This is a genomic window from Asticcacaulis sp. P2_B1, assembly GCF_056404915.1.
Window position 1 is genome coordinate 146,594 of record NZ_JBFUDD010000005.1, and the last position, 15,913, is coordinate 162,506.

The following is a 15,913-nucleotide window of genomic DNA, read 5'->3' on the forward strand; positions in this document are numbered from 1 at the left end:
ACTATGACTGACGTATCGGATGACGCGCTGTTTCTGTCCATACTGTCCATGGACGTTTACAATCGAACCATGAACCAGGGCGTCTTTGCCGACGGGGACGACACCATCGGAACCCAGGTCGGTGACGCGACCATCATTTATGTTTCCGACATGGTTGATGAACAGCAGCACTCATTTCACGCGATTGCTTATCGGCTGACGGACGGGCGGGTCGTCATCGACTATCGCGGGACCGACAACCTCAACTTCTCGAACCCCGAAACGATCAAAACCAATGATATTTTCAATGGCTGGCTGATCGGCGGTGGCGTCATCGCCAATAACCAAACCAGCCTGGCGATCAAGTTTTATGAGGACGTCCTCAACCACCTGGCGCATGACAGCTCGCTGACCGCGGAAGAGCGGGCGACATATGCCGGTATCGACGCCTTCGATCAGGCGCCGTCCAATATCGTGTTCACAGGGCATTCCCTGGGCGGCGGGCTGGCGGGCATCGTGGCCGCGATCAGCCACGGGAACGCCATCGTCACCGACAATATGCCGTATCAGCTCGCCGTCGCGGTGACCTACATTGACGAAATCGTCAATCGTATCAGTCAGACCGAGTCGGCACGCCTCGCCCTTGGCGTAACGGATACCGCTCCCGAGGCGGCCCTGGCCGCAGTCCTGGCGGCGATACCGGGGGCAACCCCGGCGGCGCTTGGGGCGGCGGTCGCCGAGTTGATCTTTTCGGGAAATATGCCTCAGCTGCCCGATTGGGGCGGGGTGCAGGCCTTCCATACCGACGGCGAAGTCCTGCAATTTTTGCGCACGGGCTTGTTGCCGGAATTGGGCGCCGTCGCGGGCTGGTTGACGGCCAGCGTGGGGGTGGGCGTTGCCCCGCTCCTGGCGCCCATTCTGGTTCCCGTTGGCGCGGCCTTGATGGTCGTCGGTACGGCCTATGCCGGCTTGTTCGCGTTCACGAACCTGTTGGTGAAGGACCAGGAGCTCTCGGACTTCGGGTGGGAAAATATGAACCCGATCGACCGCCACAGCGCGGCCGTTGCGGTGTTTCTCGAATATTCGCAGCGTCATGACCATACCGACTGGCATTCGAGCCATGCGTCGGTGAACGCGGTGTTGAACGCCTTGTTCAATAACGAGGTGGGCAAGGCTGTCGGATTGACGGTGCAGGATAAAAACGCCGACGGCACCGCCCCCGCCGCGCAGCCCGGCACCTATACGGGTTTCGTGCCCGAAGGCGACCAGCTTCTGCGGATGATATCGTCTTCGGCCATTGAAAGCGCCGATTCGAGCAAGTTGCCGTACGGCAATACCGCCATAAAGGCGCTGCTCAACGACGCGGATGAATTGGGCGTCGTCCTGAAGGATCAGGGGCTGTTCGACCATAATCAAACGCTTAAAGACGTTGCCCCATCGCTCGGCCAGATGATCGCGCAATTCGCCGGTCAGCTGGCCTGGGGCGATATTATGGTCACCGAGGGCAGCGATGTCCTGGAAGGCGTCCTGACATTCGATCCGGACGCGCATCTGCTTACGGTGGATCTTTCGGACGCCAAGTGGAGCAACAAAAAGGCGGGCTCGAATCCGGACAACCATATATATGGCCGCGAAACCCTTATAAACTCAGCCTTTACCTATTATGGGACGGATGGTGCGGAGATAGTCGCCGCCACGTTTGCCTGGCTTTACGGAACTACCTCGACAAATATCGTCAAGCACGTCGATATCAGCACAGCCCGGGACGCCGTTACGGCCGTCCTCCCAGAGAGCGAAGGCGAGGGCAATGATCTGATCGTATCGATCTTCACCGACAACGACGACATCATCAGTGGGTCCGCCAGCAATGATTTTGTTATGGGGGGCAGAGGCGACGACGCTATATCCGGCGGTGACGGGAACAATATACTGGCCGGCGGCGACGGTAACGACATGTTCATCGGCGGCGCCGGCAAGGACGTGTTCACCGGGGGAGCGGGCACGGACGAGGTCATCTACCTGACCTCGGTCGCCAGCGGACTGAGCGGCTTTATTACCGCGCAGTATAATATGTTCAACCAGGACGGCACGGGAAACAATGACCGGTTATACGGAGTCGAACGGGTCACATTAAGCCGCCATGACGACAACGTCACGGTGTTCACCCTGGATGCGAGCGGCGAGGGATTGACGCTCAACGGCGGGGATCAGGACAGCGAGGCCGGTGACGTCCTCGATTTTTCATACATGACGGACGCGGTCGACTTTCGCTCGGGTGGCGCGGTCTACGGGCGCGATGTGCGTTTTGGCGACTCGTTCCATTTCAACCATTTCGAAACGGTCGTCGGCACGAAATACGGCGATATCTATCAGGATAGGTCGTCGAAGAACCTCGAGGTGTTTCTCGGCGATGGGGACGATGTCGTCTATGCGGTCGGCGCGGGTACGACCATCGAAGTGGGGAAGGGAGCGGATGTCATATATTTCAATGCTCACACCGCCATCAAGGATTTGTCGGACGAGGACAGGGTTACAGTCGCTGGCGGTCAGTTCTTCGGCGCCGCCCGGAATATGATGTCGGACAGCGTCTATGCCTTGTCTCGCGGCGGCATGTTGAAAGTTGCCCTATCCGATCACGGCGATCTGGTCATTTCCGTGGTCGGACTGTCGGCCGGCCCCTCCGGCCAGGACAATCAGATGTTCGTCCTGGGCTGGGGCGGTTCTTATGACGCGGAAACCTATACCGGGGCAGGCGGTATTACCCTGTTTGAATTCAAGATGACGGCCACTCGGCTGCTCGATATTGTTCCCGGCATGGGGACGTTGGTGGGAACCCTGCAGGTTGGGCTGAAGCTGTACAAGACCCAGACCGGAAAGTGTCTGGGGCAAGATCCGCTTGTGCTTGACCTTGACGGCGACGGCTTCGATCTCAATCAGTTGTCGATTGCGGCCACAAGTTTTGACGTCGACACGGATCTTTACAAGGAGCACTCCGGCTGGGTCGGCCGCGATGACGGCATGTTGGTGCGCGATATCGGCAAGGATGGAAAAATCGGCGACGCCCGGGAATTGTTCGGCGGCACAGTCAGCGGTTTTTCCGTTCTGGCGACGCTGGACGCTAATCACGACGGCGTCGTCAACGCGTCGGATAATGGCCTGGCCGATTTTAACGGTGACGGCACGATCGATGCGACGGACAGCTTCGCCGACCTGCAAATATGGCAGGACTTGAACCAGGACGGGGTGAGCCAGGCTGGAGAATTGAAGTCGCTGTCGGACTACGAAATCGTCGGCTTGAATGTCACCGCGACCGCAACAAGCCAGATGGTTTCAGGGAACCTGATTACCGGGACCTCCAGCTTTGTGCGGAGTGATGGAACGACCGGCTCCCTGGGCGAGGCCGTACTGCGGCTCGACAACTACAATTCGACCTACCAGGGCCCGGCCATCGCTATCTCAGCGGCTGCGGCGGAAAGACCTGAATTGAAGGGTTTTGGCACGCTGGTCAGCCTGCGCCAGGCCATGAGCTATGAGCCCGGCAGTATTGCCGGGGTCGACCAGACGCTGGCGGCGCTCGATTTTGACTTGCGCGACATGGCGCATTTGCGGGACGCCGTCCGGCCGCTGTTGCAGGCCTGGGCTGAAGGCTCGCCGCTCCGCGACGCCAGTGGCGCCGTCGTTCACGGGACCGTCCTTACTACGCCCGCTTACAGCGACCTGACGATTCTGCGGCGCGGGAGTGATGTCGTCGACTATTCGTGGGATGTGAATACGATCGAAACCCCCGATGGGAATGGGCATACCCACCGCGTCATCACGGCCGCCATGGCGTCGGGATCGCTGTTCACCCTGACGACGGACAATGACCTGATCGGCGATTTCAACGGTCTCTTTCCGACTTTGGGGGACCCGGTATCGATCGATCATGTCACATACCATCACCAATACTCCGCCGATACCTACGGGACGATCTACACCTATAGTGACGGCACAATTCTCTCATCCGTCAGCCGTGACTACGCGTCCGAGTCTTTGTCCGCCCTGAAGGCGCTGGCGACCGGTGACGATGAAACCTTCCAATACGGCCTCGATCTGTTGACGGCCGGCGATCTGGCCTTCCTGTCGCGCTTCAATGGAGAGGATCTGGGGATACGCCCGGACGACATGCCGGAAAACTTTGACGACGCGCTGGAGGTCCTGAGCGATATGGCGACGTCATTGCAGGCGCAGATGAACCTGCTGGCGGCGCGCATCGCCGTTCAATCGGATACTTTCTCCTCCGTGTTTACCGACCTGGTCTATGACGTCGCCGACAACAAGTTCCATGCAACGGGCGATCGTCAGTTAATACCGACATTCACCCATCTGATCGCCATGGCGGATAGTGAAGCCAATCCGTTGATGTGGCTGCGTTCGTGGAATCCGCTGCTCGATGCGGTCGTAGCGGATTACGACCGGGGCAATGGCGCGATCAATTCGAACGGCTTCCTGGCGCAAAATATTACAGCGGCTTTTGAAGCGGCGGCACCGGGTTTCGATTACCTGACGGCTGTCGAGGGGCTGGGGCTTGATCCCGACATTTTCGTCACGGGCACCGGTACGATGACCGGTTCGGCTGACCATGACATCTTCTACCTGAATGGCGGTGATCAAACAGCGCTGGGCGGCGAGGGGCTCGACAACTATATCGTCGGCCATAACTTTGGTCATGACGTCATCAATGACTACGAGGGCGCACTTCGCCCGAGCGAGGAGGACGTTGTACGGTTCACGGAGTTGACGCCTGACGATATTACCGTCGTCCGTGAGGGAACCGATCTCGTCATCACGACCATAGCGGGCGACAATGTCCTGCGCATCCAGGGCCAGTTCTCCGGCGAATGGGCCGGACCCATGGGGGCCGGTTATTGGCCCGATGTCGGCATTGCGACGATCGTCTTTGCCGACGGTACGGTGTGGGACGAGATCGATATGGCGCGGGCGGCGTCGCATCCAGACGCCGGATCGACGACCGTTACCGGCACCATGGATAACGACTTCATGGATGGCGGCGCCGGCAATGATCTCCTTCAGGGCTATGGCGACGGCGACATCTATGTCTTCGGCCATGGCTACGGCCACGATACCGTCGACGATCTTGAGGATAATCCTTTCCGTCCCGCCTTCGATATCCTGACCTTCAGGTCGGGCGTCAGCATGGACGAACTGACCTATTCCCGCGACGGTGCTTCGGATGATGTCACCCTGCACCTCGCCGACGGCGGCGACGTAACGATCCTGGGCCAGTTCGCCGCGACCTATACTTTGGTCTTCGGCACCATCTATTCTGACCAGATCGAGTTCTTCACCTTCGAGGACGGCGGCAACCTGACCGCCGATGATATCTGCGAGGCGTTGATCGCCACGTATGAGACAGACGGTAGTGACGGCCTCTATGGCTTCGACCGCGAGGATGTCCTCGCGGGCGGACTGGGCAACGACTTCGTTTCCGGCGGCAATGAGAACGACGTCTATATTTTCAACCGCGGCGACGGCAGTGACACGATCCTGGAGTCTGCCGACAATATTCTCGGCGGAATGACCGATACCCTGCAATTCGGCAACGGCATTACGGCGGCGGATGTCACCTTCTCGCGCGATGGCGCGGACCTGATCGCCACGCTCAACAATGGCGGCGGATCCATACGTATCCAGGATCAGTACGAATTTACCGAGACCGGTGTCTTCGGCGTGGTCAACTTCAACCTCGTTGAAAATTTCAGCTTTACCGACGGCACGACCCTGCACTGGCGCGACATCATGCGGACCGTCATCGCCGAGGCTCAGACCTCAGGCAATGATCATATTCTCGGAACCCATTTCGACGATGAGTTCGACGCCGGCGCCGGGGACGACCTGCTGGAAGGCGATACCGGCTCCGACACCTATCGCTTCGGGATCGGCGACGGCCACGATACGGTCATTGACTACCTGGCTAACGTCCTGGCGGAAAACGAAGATACGATCGCCTTCAAGGCTGGGGTCACTCAGGCCGATATCCATCTCACCCGCGCGAGTGGGGATCTGGAAGATCTGGTGATCACCGTCGGAACGGGCGGTGACAGCCTGACCATCAAGGGGCAGTTCGACTACACGACGATTAATGTCCGCCTCAACGAGATCGAGCATTTCACCTTTGCCGATGGCACGAGCCTGACGACCGGCGGATTGCGTCAACTCTATATTGCCCAGCACGAGACGTCCGGTAACGACACGATCGATGGCTTTTATACCAATGACACGATCGAGGGCGGCGCCGGCAACGACCTTATGCGCGGTGGTGACGGGTCGGATACCTATGTCTTCAATGCCGGTTTCGGCCAGGACACGATCGCTGAATCGGTTTTGTACGTCACCTATGACGACAATGACGTCGTGACGTTCGGGGCCGGCCTGCTGGCGTCCAACACGGTCCTGACACGCAATGGCGATGATCTCACGATCGGCTTTGCCGGGGCGAGCGACCAGGTGACCTTGACGGGCGAATTCGGTCACGCCGCCTGGTTCAACGGATGGAACGACGTCGAAACGATCCAGTTCGCCGACGGGACGACCTGGGACATGACCTATCTGCGGACGCGCGTGCTGGCGGAATCCGAGACGGCCGGCAACGACACGGTCATCGGCTTCTATGGCGCCGACACGATCGACGGCGGCGCGGGCAATGACCTCTTGAAGGGACTGGGCGGTGGCGACACCTACCTGTTCGGGCGGGGCTCGGGTCAGGACAGGATTATGGAAAGTGTCGACACGGTCTATGAAGACTATGCCGACACGATCAGCTTCAAGTCCGGGGTTGCGGTCGCCGATATTCTCTTTGTCAAGGTCGGCAACGATCTGCTGATTTCCATCAATGGCGCCTCCGACACCTTGACCATCAAGGACCAGTTCGGCTCGACCTACGCCAAGGTCGAAAACTTTACATTCGCGGATGGGACGACCCTGACGAGTCTGGAAGTCGCCGATTTGGCCGTCGGCAACCAGGCGACAACCGGCGATGACACGATCACGGGCACCAACCATGCCGACCTATTGGATGGCGATCTGGGCAATGACCGGCTTCTCGGTGGCGACGGTTCCGACGTCTACCACTTCTCGGTCGGTTTTGGTCAAGACGTCATCGAGGAGTCCGTCGGCAATGTGGGTACGCCTGATGATGACTCCATCGTCTTCGGTGAAGGCATCAGCGCCGCGAATGCGATCTTGTCGCGCAGTGGCGACGACCTGATCATCGGGTTTAGCGGCACGACCGACCAGGTCCGCGTCAAGGATCAGTTCAGTCATGCGGTTTGGTTCCCAAGCTGGACCGATGTCGAGCATGTCTATTTTGCCGACGGCACCGCCTGGACCGATGCGTCGATACGGACCACGCTCATCGCGCAGAGCCAAACATCGGGCAATGACACCGTGCGGGGATATTTCACCGCGGACAGCTTCGATGCCGGCGCGGGCAATGACACCATCTATGGCTATGGTGGCGCCGACACCTATCATTTCGGCCGCGGTGACGGCGCCGACACCATCTACGAAGGTGTCGACACGGTCTATGAGGATCAGGCCGATACGGTCGCCTTCGACAGCGATATCTCGGCGCTCGACATCACCTTTACCAAGACGGGCAATGATCTTGTGGTCAACGTCCTGGGCACGACGGACAAGATCACGGTCAAGGACTACTTCTACATTTCCTATTCCCAGGTGGAGAATTTCACCTTCTCGACGGGCCTGACCTATGGCGTGACAGAGGTTACCGCCCTGGCCAACCGGACACAGGCGACTTCCGGCAATGACACCCTGATCGGCACGATCGCGATCGATCGCATGGAGGGAGGGCTCGGCAACGATATCCTCAAGGGCCTGTCGCAATCGGATGCCTATGTTTACAGCCTGGGTGACGGCGCCGACACGATCTATGAAGACGCGTACGTCTCCGACACCGACAAGATCATCTTCGGCGCCGGCATCACGACGGCCAACCTGCTGATCGCTCGGTCGGGCCTGACAGGCGCCGTTCTGACCGTCAGCGGCCAGTCGGGCTCAGTCACGCTCGACAGCCAGTTCAAGGCCGGCGGCTGGGGGATCGAGCAGGTCCAGTTCAGCACGGGAACGGTTTGGTCCCTTGCTGATATGCGTTCGGCCTATCTGTCGCAGGCTCAGACTGCGGGCAACGACACCATCTGGGGCTTCGACAGTGTCAATGACGGCTTCAGCGGCGGCAACGGCAACGACTCCATCTATGGCGGCACGGGTTCCGACACCTATAATTACGCTACGGGCAATGGCAGTGATACGCTTTATGAAGGCGCCAATTCCGGCGATACGGACATCCTGGTCCTCGGCAGCGGGCTCAATGCGTCCGGCCTGACCTATACACGGTCGGGCAGCAGCCTGACCTTGAACTTCACGGCTCAAAGCGCGGTGATAACGCTCGACAACCAGCTGAACGTCGCGAGCGCCGGTTATGGTTTCGAACAGGTTCAGTTCGGCAACGGCACGGTGTGGTCGGGCGCGGACCTGCTCTACAATTACGCCATGTCACGCGGCACCACGGGCAACGACACGATCAGTGGCGTCTCCAACCAGAACGACTTCCTCGGTGGCGGCCTTGGCAACGATACGATGTCCGGCAACAGCGGCAACGACTGGTACTACTATAATCTGGGCGACGGTGCCGACCGCATCACGGAAAGCGCGACCTCGACCGACGTCGATCGCCTGATCCTGGGCGCGGGACTGACGACGTCGAACATCTTCTTTTCCCGTTCCGGATCGGAAGGCGCCACGATTACCTTCACCGGTCAGAGTGGATCGATCATCCTCGACTCGCAGTTTTTCGACACGACGGGTTTTGGCATCGAACAGATTCAGTTCAATGACGGCACGCTTTGGGGTGTTTCAGACATGCGCGCGGCTTATCTGGCCGGAGCGCAGACAACCGGCAATGATACGATCCGCGGCTTCAACAATATCAACGACACACTGCAAGGCGGGCTTGGCACCGACATATTGTACGGCTACAGCGGCAGCGATACTTACATCTATAATCTCGGGGACGGCGCCGACACGATTTACGAAGATTCTTCGTCCGGTACCGACCGCCTCACCCTCGGCAGCGGCATCACGACGTCGAACCTGGTGCTCGGGAGGACGGCCTTGACCGGCCTGACCCTGAGCGTCGCCGGGCAGTCCGGCTCCGTCACGGTCAACAATCAGTTCTTCCTGACCTACACCAACGGAATCGAGGAAATCGCCTTCAACAACGGCACGGTCTGGACCGTCAGCGACATCAAGACTGCCTATCTCGCCCAGATCCAGACATCCGGTAACGATACTATTTTCGGCTTCGACAGTTTTGCCGACACGCTGCAGGGCGGTCTTGGCAACGACACGCTCAACGGCGGCAGCGGCAACGATACCTATCAATATAACCTTGGCGACGGCGTCGACACCATTATCGAGTCGTCGTCCTATGCCGATACCGACAAGCTGGTCCTGGGAGCCGGTATCACGACGGCCAACCTTCTGATCGCGCGCGCGGGCCGGACGGGAGCCGTTCTTACGGTCGCCGGCCAAAGCGGATCGGTCAGCCTGACCTACCAGTTCGACTCTTCGGGTTACGGGCTTGAGCAGTTCCAGTTCAATGACGGCACCACCTGGGGATTGTCGAACATGCGGGCGGCCTATCTCAGCCAAGCCCAGACCTCGGGGAACGACATCGTCTATGCTTTCGACGAAGTCGCCGATACGATCCAGGGCGGCCTCGGCAACGACAACCTGTACGGCTATGGCGGCAATGATACTTATATCTACAATCTGGGGGACGGCGCCGACCGGATCTATGAAGGCCCGGGTACCAGCTATTCCGACACGCTTGTCCTGGGCGCCGGTATCACGACTTCCAACCTGCTCGTCACGCGCACGACCGGGGATCACCTCACCCTGACCTTTGCCGGCCAGAGCGGTTCGATCATCCTCGACACGCAGCTCTTCGGCTCCGGCTGGGGCGTGGAAACCGTGCAGTTCAATGACGGCACGAGCTGGACCAGTACCCAGCTGGCCGCCGCGGCCTGGTTCCGTGGCACCACCGGTAATGACAGCATTACTGCGACCTCGGGGGCCGACAAGATCGACGGCGATGCCGGCAATGATACGATCAATGGCGGCTCCGGCAACGACTTTATATTGGGCGGCGCCGGCAATGACACGCTCACCGGTGGCAGCGGTGTCGATTATTTCGACTTCATGACAGGGTTCGGGAAGGACACGATCAGCGACTTCTCCCACAGCCAGGGCGATGCGATCGAGTTCAGCACCTCGGTCTTTGCCAACTATGCGGCGGTTCAGGCCGCTTCGGCTCAGGTCGGCGCGAATGTCGTCATTACGTTCGATGCGAACAATACGCTGACCCTGGCCGGCATCACCCTGGCGAACCTTCAGGCTAGCGACTTCCATTTCATATAGGTGGATCGGGCAGCGGCGCTTCTTGTGGGAGGCGCTGCTGTTCGGGACGGTCGATCAAGGCTTGATGACGACGCGGCGATGAGCGCCCGGGCGGAAGCCATGAAAAAGGCCCTGGACGGTGTCGCCAGGGCCTGAAGCAGCGGTGTAACGGGGCTTGTTAGCTGGCTGGGAGGACCGGCTGGCCGTTCGCGGTGATGCCCGACCATTGGCCGCGGACCATGGTCTTCACCGTGTCCGGCATGGCGACATAGTCGAGGCCGGAGGCGGTGGCGTCGCCTGTCTTATAGGCCCAATCGAAGAATTGCAGCACGGCCTTGCCCTTGGCGGCGTCCTTCTGGTCCTTGTGGACCAGGATGAAGGTCGCGCCGGTCAGCGGCCAGGCGCCGGCGCCCGGTTGATCGAGCAACAGCATGTAATTGCCCGGCGCCTTGTTCCAGTCGGCGCTTTCGGCGGCGGCGGCGAAGGAAGCGCCGCCCGGTTCGGGGAACTGGCCGGCCTTGTTCTTCAGCAGGGCATAGGTGCCGCCGTTCTTGCGGGCATAGGCGTATTCGACATAGCCGATGGCGCCGACGGTTTGTTTGACCACGGCCGCAACGCCGTCATTGCCCTTGCCGCCCAGGCCGGTCGGCCACTCGACGGCGTCGGAGGCGCCGACGGCGGACGACCAGGCGGGGGATTCGCCGGTCAGGTAGGTGGTGAACAGGAAGGAGGTGCCCGAGCCGTCGGAGCGGTGGACGACGGAGACCGGCAGGGCCGGCAGCTTGACGCCCGGGTTGAGCGCGGCGATCGCCGGATCGTTCCAGGTTGTCACTTTGCCGAGAAAAATGTCGGCCAGCAGCGGGCCGGAGAGCTTTATCTGGCCTGAGGTAATGCCGGGCAGGTTGACGATGGGCACGATGCCGCCCATGACCGCCGGGAATTGATACAGGCCGTTCTTGTCCAGGTCCTCGACCTTCAGCGGCTTGTCGCTGGCGCCGAAATCGACCGTGCCGGCCTCGATCTGCTTGATGCCGCCGCCGGAGCCGATGGCCTGATAGTTCAGGGTGACGCCGGTGGCCTTTTGATAGTCGCCGGCCCAGGCCGCGTAGAGCGGGGCGGGGAAGGTGGCGCCGGCGCCGGAAATGCCGCCGGACGCGGTCACCGAGGCGGATGTGCCGCCCGACGGGTGCTGGCCGCAGCCACTCAGCACGACCATCATGGCCAGAACAAAGGATCGCTTAAGCATGGGGGGCTCCTGAATCAAAGGGTTCGATATCTATCACAGCCCGTTATCATGACGGTTGCGTGAAGGCTAGATAAAGAGGTGATGTGGATAAGCGGGGGCTGGGTCATGCGGGGCCAGGTTGGAATATTTAATCGGCTTTAATTTGTCCGGGTTTTTGTGAGTAATGTGATTTAAGGTGCCGTAAGGGCAGGTTTTTACCGGTGCGTATCCGGTGCGGATGACGCGCGTCGGGCGTTGAAATCGATTTCTATTACTGTAAGTATTCAATATATTCAATAGTTTAATGCGGAATTTAGACGATTTTGCCCGGTTCCGTGGTCTGGGTTGGTTCATTTTGGTCTGTATCAAAACCAACACATATTTCACATTTAAGGCAGAAAAATTAAAACTATTTGGCAATTAAATCATATTGTCTTACAAATGGCCTCAAGATGCGTACAGCCACGTGCGCTCCATAAAAATCTGGAGGAAACATGAAGTTCAAGATTCACTTGCTGGCATCCGTGTCGATGGCGCTGATCGCCTACGGCACGGCTAACGCCCAGACGGCGGACACCACGACGAAGCCGGCCGATCCGGCAACGGCCTCGACACAGGATGCGGCCGTCGATCCTACGGTCGTCGTCGTGAGGGGGTACCGGGCGAGCCTGCGCACCGCGCAACAGATCAAACGCCGGTCCGATTCCATTGTTGACGTCGTTGTCGCCGAAGACATCGGCAAACTGCCTGACGTGAACGCGGCCGAGTCGCTGGCGCGCCTGCCGGGCATTCAGATCTCTCATGGCAGCGATGAAGGCAGTGGCGTGCTGGTGCGCGGCCTGCCGGATGTGGCGACCACCGTCAACGGCCGCGACATCTCGACCGCCGAACTGCGTCGCGTCCAGCTTCAGGATTTCCCGTCCGGCGCCCTGGCCGGCATGGAGGTCTATAAATCCGGCACGGCCGATCTGCTGGAGCCGGGCCTGGCCGGTTTGATCAATGTCCGCACCCGTCGCCCGTTCGATTTCAAGGGCTTTGAAATCGACGGCGCCATCCGCGAGACCTATAACGACCAGAACGACAAGTTCAACACCAACGGCAACGTCCTGATTACCGATCGCTGGTCGACGAACCACGGCGATATCGGCGCCCTGTTGAACCTGTCCTATACCGAGCAGGATTATCGCAATGCTGTGCGCTGGGCGGATGGCTATATCGGGACGGGCAGCTCAAACGGGCAGGACATCAGATACCCGAATTCCGTCGGTGTTTACATGGACACCGGCCACCGTTGGCGGCCGTCGGCCAATGCCACGCTGCAGTGGCGGCCGAATACTCAGGTCGAAGTCTATGCCGACCTGTTGTGGCAGGCCTATCGCGCCGAACACGCCAATGATTGGGCGCAGGCGCCGTTGTGGAACGGTACCAAGAGCGATGTCGTGCTTCGCGACGGGACCAATCAGGTCTCCAGCATGACGAATACCGGTGGCGACCCGATCCAGTTTTATCGCTCGACCGGCTATGATCGGACGGACACGCAACAGATCGCGGTCGGTGGCAGTTTCACCAGCGGCAAGCTGAAGCTCTCGACCGACCTGGCCTATACGAACAGCCTTTACGCCAACTCGGCCTGGAGCCTCGATTCGGCTATCAACAAGTCCTATCCCATTACCGTCAACTTCGATGCCGATGGCGGGGCGGCGTGGAACGCCGTGGGCCTGAACGTATCCGATGCCAGCAACTATATCTGGCGCGGCTATTACGAAAGCATCTACAAGGTCGGCGGCAACGGTATCCAGTGGCGGGGCGATGCCGTCTATGACACCGACTGGGGTATCTTCAAACAGATCAAGGCGGGCCTGCGTTACTCGGACCGCAATGCGTTCCTCGAAAGCAATGACCGCTACGCTTGGGTGCTGCCGCTGGCCACGCCGTTCGACTCGATCCCGGTGGGTGACCTGTCCCTGACGCAAGACACCTTCCGCGGTGATGCCCAGGGCTTCCGCAACTACCTGCAGCCGTCGCGCGCCGGCATCGTCGATAACCGCCCAGCCCTTCTGACGGCGACCCGAGACGCGCTGGCGCAACTGGTGGCCCGGTACCCGGCGGATCAGGGCTGGAAGAACACGCAGGCGCAATGGCAGGCCGACCTGATGGGCTACAACCCGAACCGCGGTTTCAGGGCGAAGGAAGCCACCCGGACCGGCTATATCCAGGGCAAGTACGAAACGCACTTCTTCAACTCGGATGTCGACGGCAATATCGGCGTGCGCATCGTCAACACGGTCGGCAAGTACAGCGGCGTTTCCAGCGTCACCTGGGACGGCGTGACCCAGGCCGTGCCACGCACGATCAGCCAGAACTATGTCGATGTGCTGCCGAACGTCAGCATGCGCCTGCGGCCGAACGATCACATGCAAATCCGCCTGGCGGTGACCAAGACGCGCACCCGCCCGGATTTCGGCCAGCTCAATCCGGCCCTTTCGATTTCCCAGAACGTGCAGACCGGAACCGTGGATCCCACTCTTCCGGACGCCTATGGCTCGGCGGGTAACCCGGACCTGAAGCCGCTGACCTCGACCAATTACGATATTACGTGGGAGTACTATCCGTCGGCCAATACGTCGGCGAGCGTGGCCGTGTTCTATCATGATCTTTTCGGCTTTATCAGCAACTACACGACCCGGGTCAACGATCCGGTCTATGGCCGTATCGAGGTTTCACGTCCTGAAAATGCCGGCGCCGGCAAGATCAAGGGCATAGAAATCGCCGGTCAAACCTTCCTGGACTTCCTGCCGGACGCCTGGAGCGGTTTTGGCGTCCAGGCCAATCTGACCTATATCGATGCCTATAATCAAATACCGGCCACCCTGGGCAGTGGCGGGCAGATGGTGAAGATTCCCGGAGTGTCCAACTGGAGCTACAACCTGGCTCTATTCTATGAAAAGAACAAGATATCGACGCGCCTGTCGTACAACGGCCGTTCACGCTGGATCAACGGCTACGACACCAGGAGCGGGGCCTTCCAGGGTGAAGGCACCGAGTCGGTGAACCGGCTGGACTTCTCGTTCAGCTATTCGCCGAATGACTCCTATACGATCAACTTCGACGCCTCGAACCTCCTGGCGCAACCGTTCCATAACTTCCACGAATATGCGCCGAACGCCCAGTTCCCGCGCGATATCCGCGATGAGGGCCGCTACTTCGGACTGTCCTTGCGCTTCAAGTATAATTGATCGCCGTGAATCCAGGGAAGCTCGGTCGAGTTTTCCTGGATTAAGGCTAAGTTCCATATTGGAAACTGATTTTCGCGGCGGCAAATTATCAGGCGAAATAAAAAGCCTGAATCCGCGTAATCGATGTATATAATGACCGAAGACGAACCCCGGCCTGATCTTGCCTCCCAGAAGGTTCTGGTCGTCGAGGACGAGGTGGCGTTGCGGTCTTTGTTGGCCGATGTCTTGCGGGACGCTCACCTTACCGTGCTGGAAGCGCCGAATGCCGACGCCGCGCTCGAAATCCTGCGGACGCAACGCGATATTGCCCTGGTCTTCACCGACGTACGCATGCCGGGCAGTATGAACGGTCTCGAATTGGCGGGTATCATCCAACGCGAATTCCCGGAAACCAAGATTATCGTCACCTCCGGGCGGCGCAAGACCGATGAGTGGAAGAAGGGCGTGCAGTGGGTACAAAAACCCTATCTGTACCGGACCGTCATGGACGCGATTCTGGCTGCCCTGGACCAGAAATGGGAAAATATATGACGGAAAAACCCTGTATTCTTCTGGTCGAATCCGATTTTGCCATACGTCATCCCCTGGCCGAATATCTCAGGGAATGCGGCTATCGGGTGCTTGAGGCGACGAGCAGCGACGAGGCGGTGATCTTGCTGAACGATGGGACGATGGCGATCGATATCGTGCTGTCGGATGTCAAGAACCCCGGCAAGCTCGATGCCTTCGAACTGGCCAGGTGGATCAAGGACAATGACAGCAAGGCCAGGGTCATCCTGACGGCGACGCCGGCCAAGGCGGCGGAAAAGGCCGGCCAGTTGTGCGAGAAGGGGCCGGCGCCCGACAATACGCCGCATCATGGGGGACTGCTCGATCGCATCAAGCGCCTGATGGCCACCCGCGACCGGCGCGCAGGGGTTAACGGGCTGCCTGCCAAACAGTAACTATATTACAGCTACGCGCATAATTGCTTTTTTATTTTGCGGCGCGGTAT

At 59.6% G+C, this 15,913-nt stretch carries 5 protein-coding genes; 4 read left to right on the forward strand and 1 reads right to left on the reverse strand.

Annotation, left to right across the window (positions count from 1 at the left end):
* The first annotated feature begins 3 nt into the window (after positions 1 to 3).
* Complete coding sequence (locus AC1DX3_RS14040; protein ID WP_476989934.1) at positions 4 to 10,479, forward strand: calcium-binding protein; 10,476 nt, start codon at positions 4 to 6, stop codon at positions 10,477 to 10,479.
* Positions 10,480 to 10,636: 157 nt separating this feature from the next.
* Here the strand turns inward: AC1DX3_RS14040 and pstS are convergent, their stop codons facing one another.
* The gene (gene pstS, locus AC1DX3_RS14045) at positions 10,637 to 11,704 is read right to left on the reverse strand and encodes a phosphate ABC transporter substrate-binding protein PstS (RefSeq protein WP_476989935.1); all 1,068 of its coding nucleotides are present in this window, start codon (positions 11,702 to 11,704) and stop codon (positions 10,637 to 10,639) included.
* Positions 11,705 to 12,177: 473 nt separating this feature from the next.
* Here pstS and AC1DX3_RS14050 point away from each other — a divergent pair, with 473 nt between their 5' ends.
* The 3 genes from AC1DX3_RS14050 to AC1DX3_RS14060 all read left to right on the forward strand — a co-directional run bounded on the left by AC1DX3_RS14050 (position 12,178) and on the right by AC1DX3_RS14060 (position 15,863).
* On the forward strand, positions 12,178 to 14,919 hold the full coding sequence (locus tag AC1DX3_RS14050) for a TonB-dependent receptor (protein WP_476989936.1): 2,742 nt from the start codon (positions 12,178 to 12,180) through the stop codon (positions 14,917 to 14,919).
* A gap of 132 nt (positions 14,920 to 15,051) precedes the next feature.
* Entirely contained in the window at positions 15,052 to 15,450 is a 399-nt protein-coding gene (locus tag AC1DX3_RS14055) for a response regulator (protein ID WP_476989937.1), read from the forward strand.
* Positions 15,447 to 15,863 carry a response regulator transcription factor gene (locus AC1DX3_RS14060; protein ID WP_476989938.1) on the forward strand — a complete coding sequence of 139 codons (417 nt, stop codon included), beginning with the start codon at positions 15,447 to 15,449 and terminating at the stop codon, positions 15,861 to 15,863. Before AC1DX3_RS14055 ends, AC1DX3_RS14060 begins: the two co-directional genes overlap by 4 nt.
* Positions 15,864 to 15,913: the final 50 nt, after the last annotated feature.

Coding starts and splice junctions, on each gene's coding strand:
- AC1DX3_RS14040 (WP_476989934.1), top strand. CDS start 4: ATGACTGACGTATCGGATGACGCGCTGTTTCTGTCCATACTGTCCATG.
- pstS (WP_476989935.1), bottom strand. CDS start 11,704: ATGCTTAAGCGATCCTTTGTTCTGGCCATGATGGTCGTGCTGAGTGGC.
- AC1DX3_RS14050 (WP_476989936.1), top strand. CDS start 12,178: ATGAAGTTCAAGATTCACTTGCTGGCATCCGTGTCGATGGCGCTGATC.
- AC1DX3_RS14055 (WP_476989937.1), top strand. CDS start 15,052: ATGACCGAAGACGAACCCCGGCCTGATCTTGCCTCCCAGAAGGTTCTG.
- AC1DX3_RS14060 (WP_476989938.1), top strand. CDS start 15,447: ATGACGGAAAAACCCTGTATTCTTCTGGTCGAATCCGATTTTGCCATA.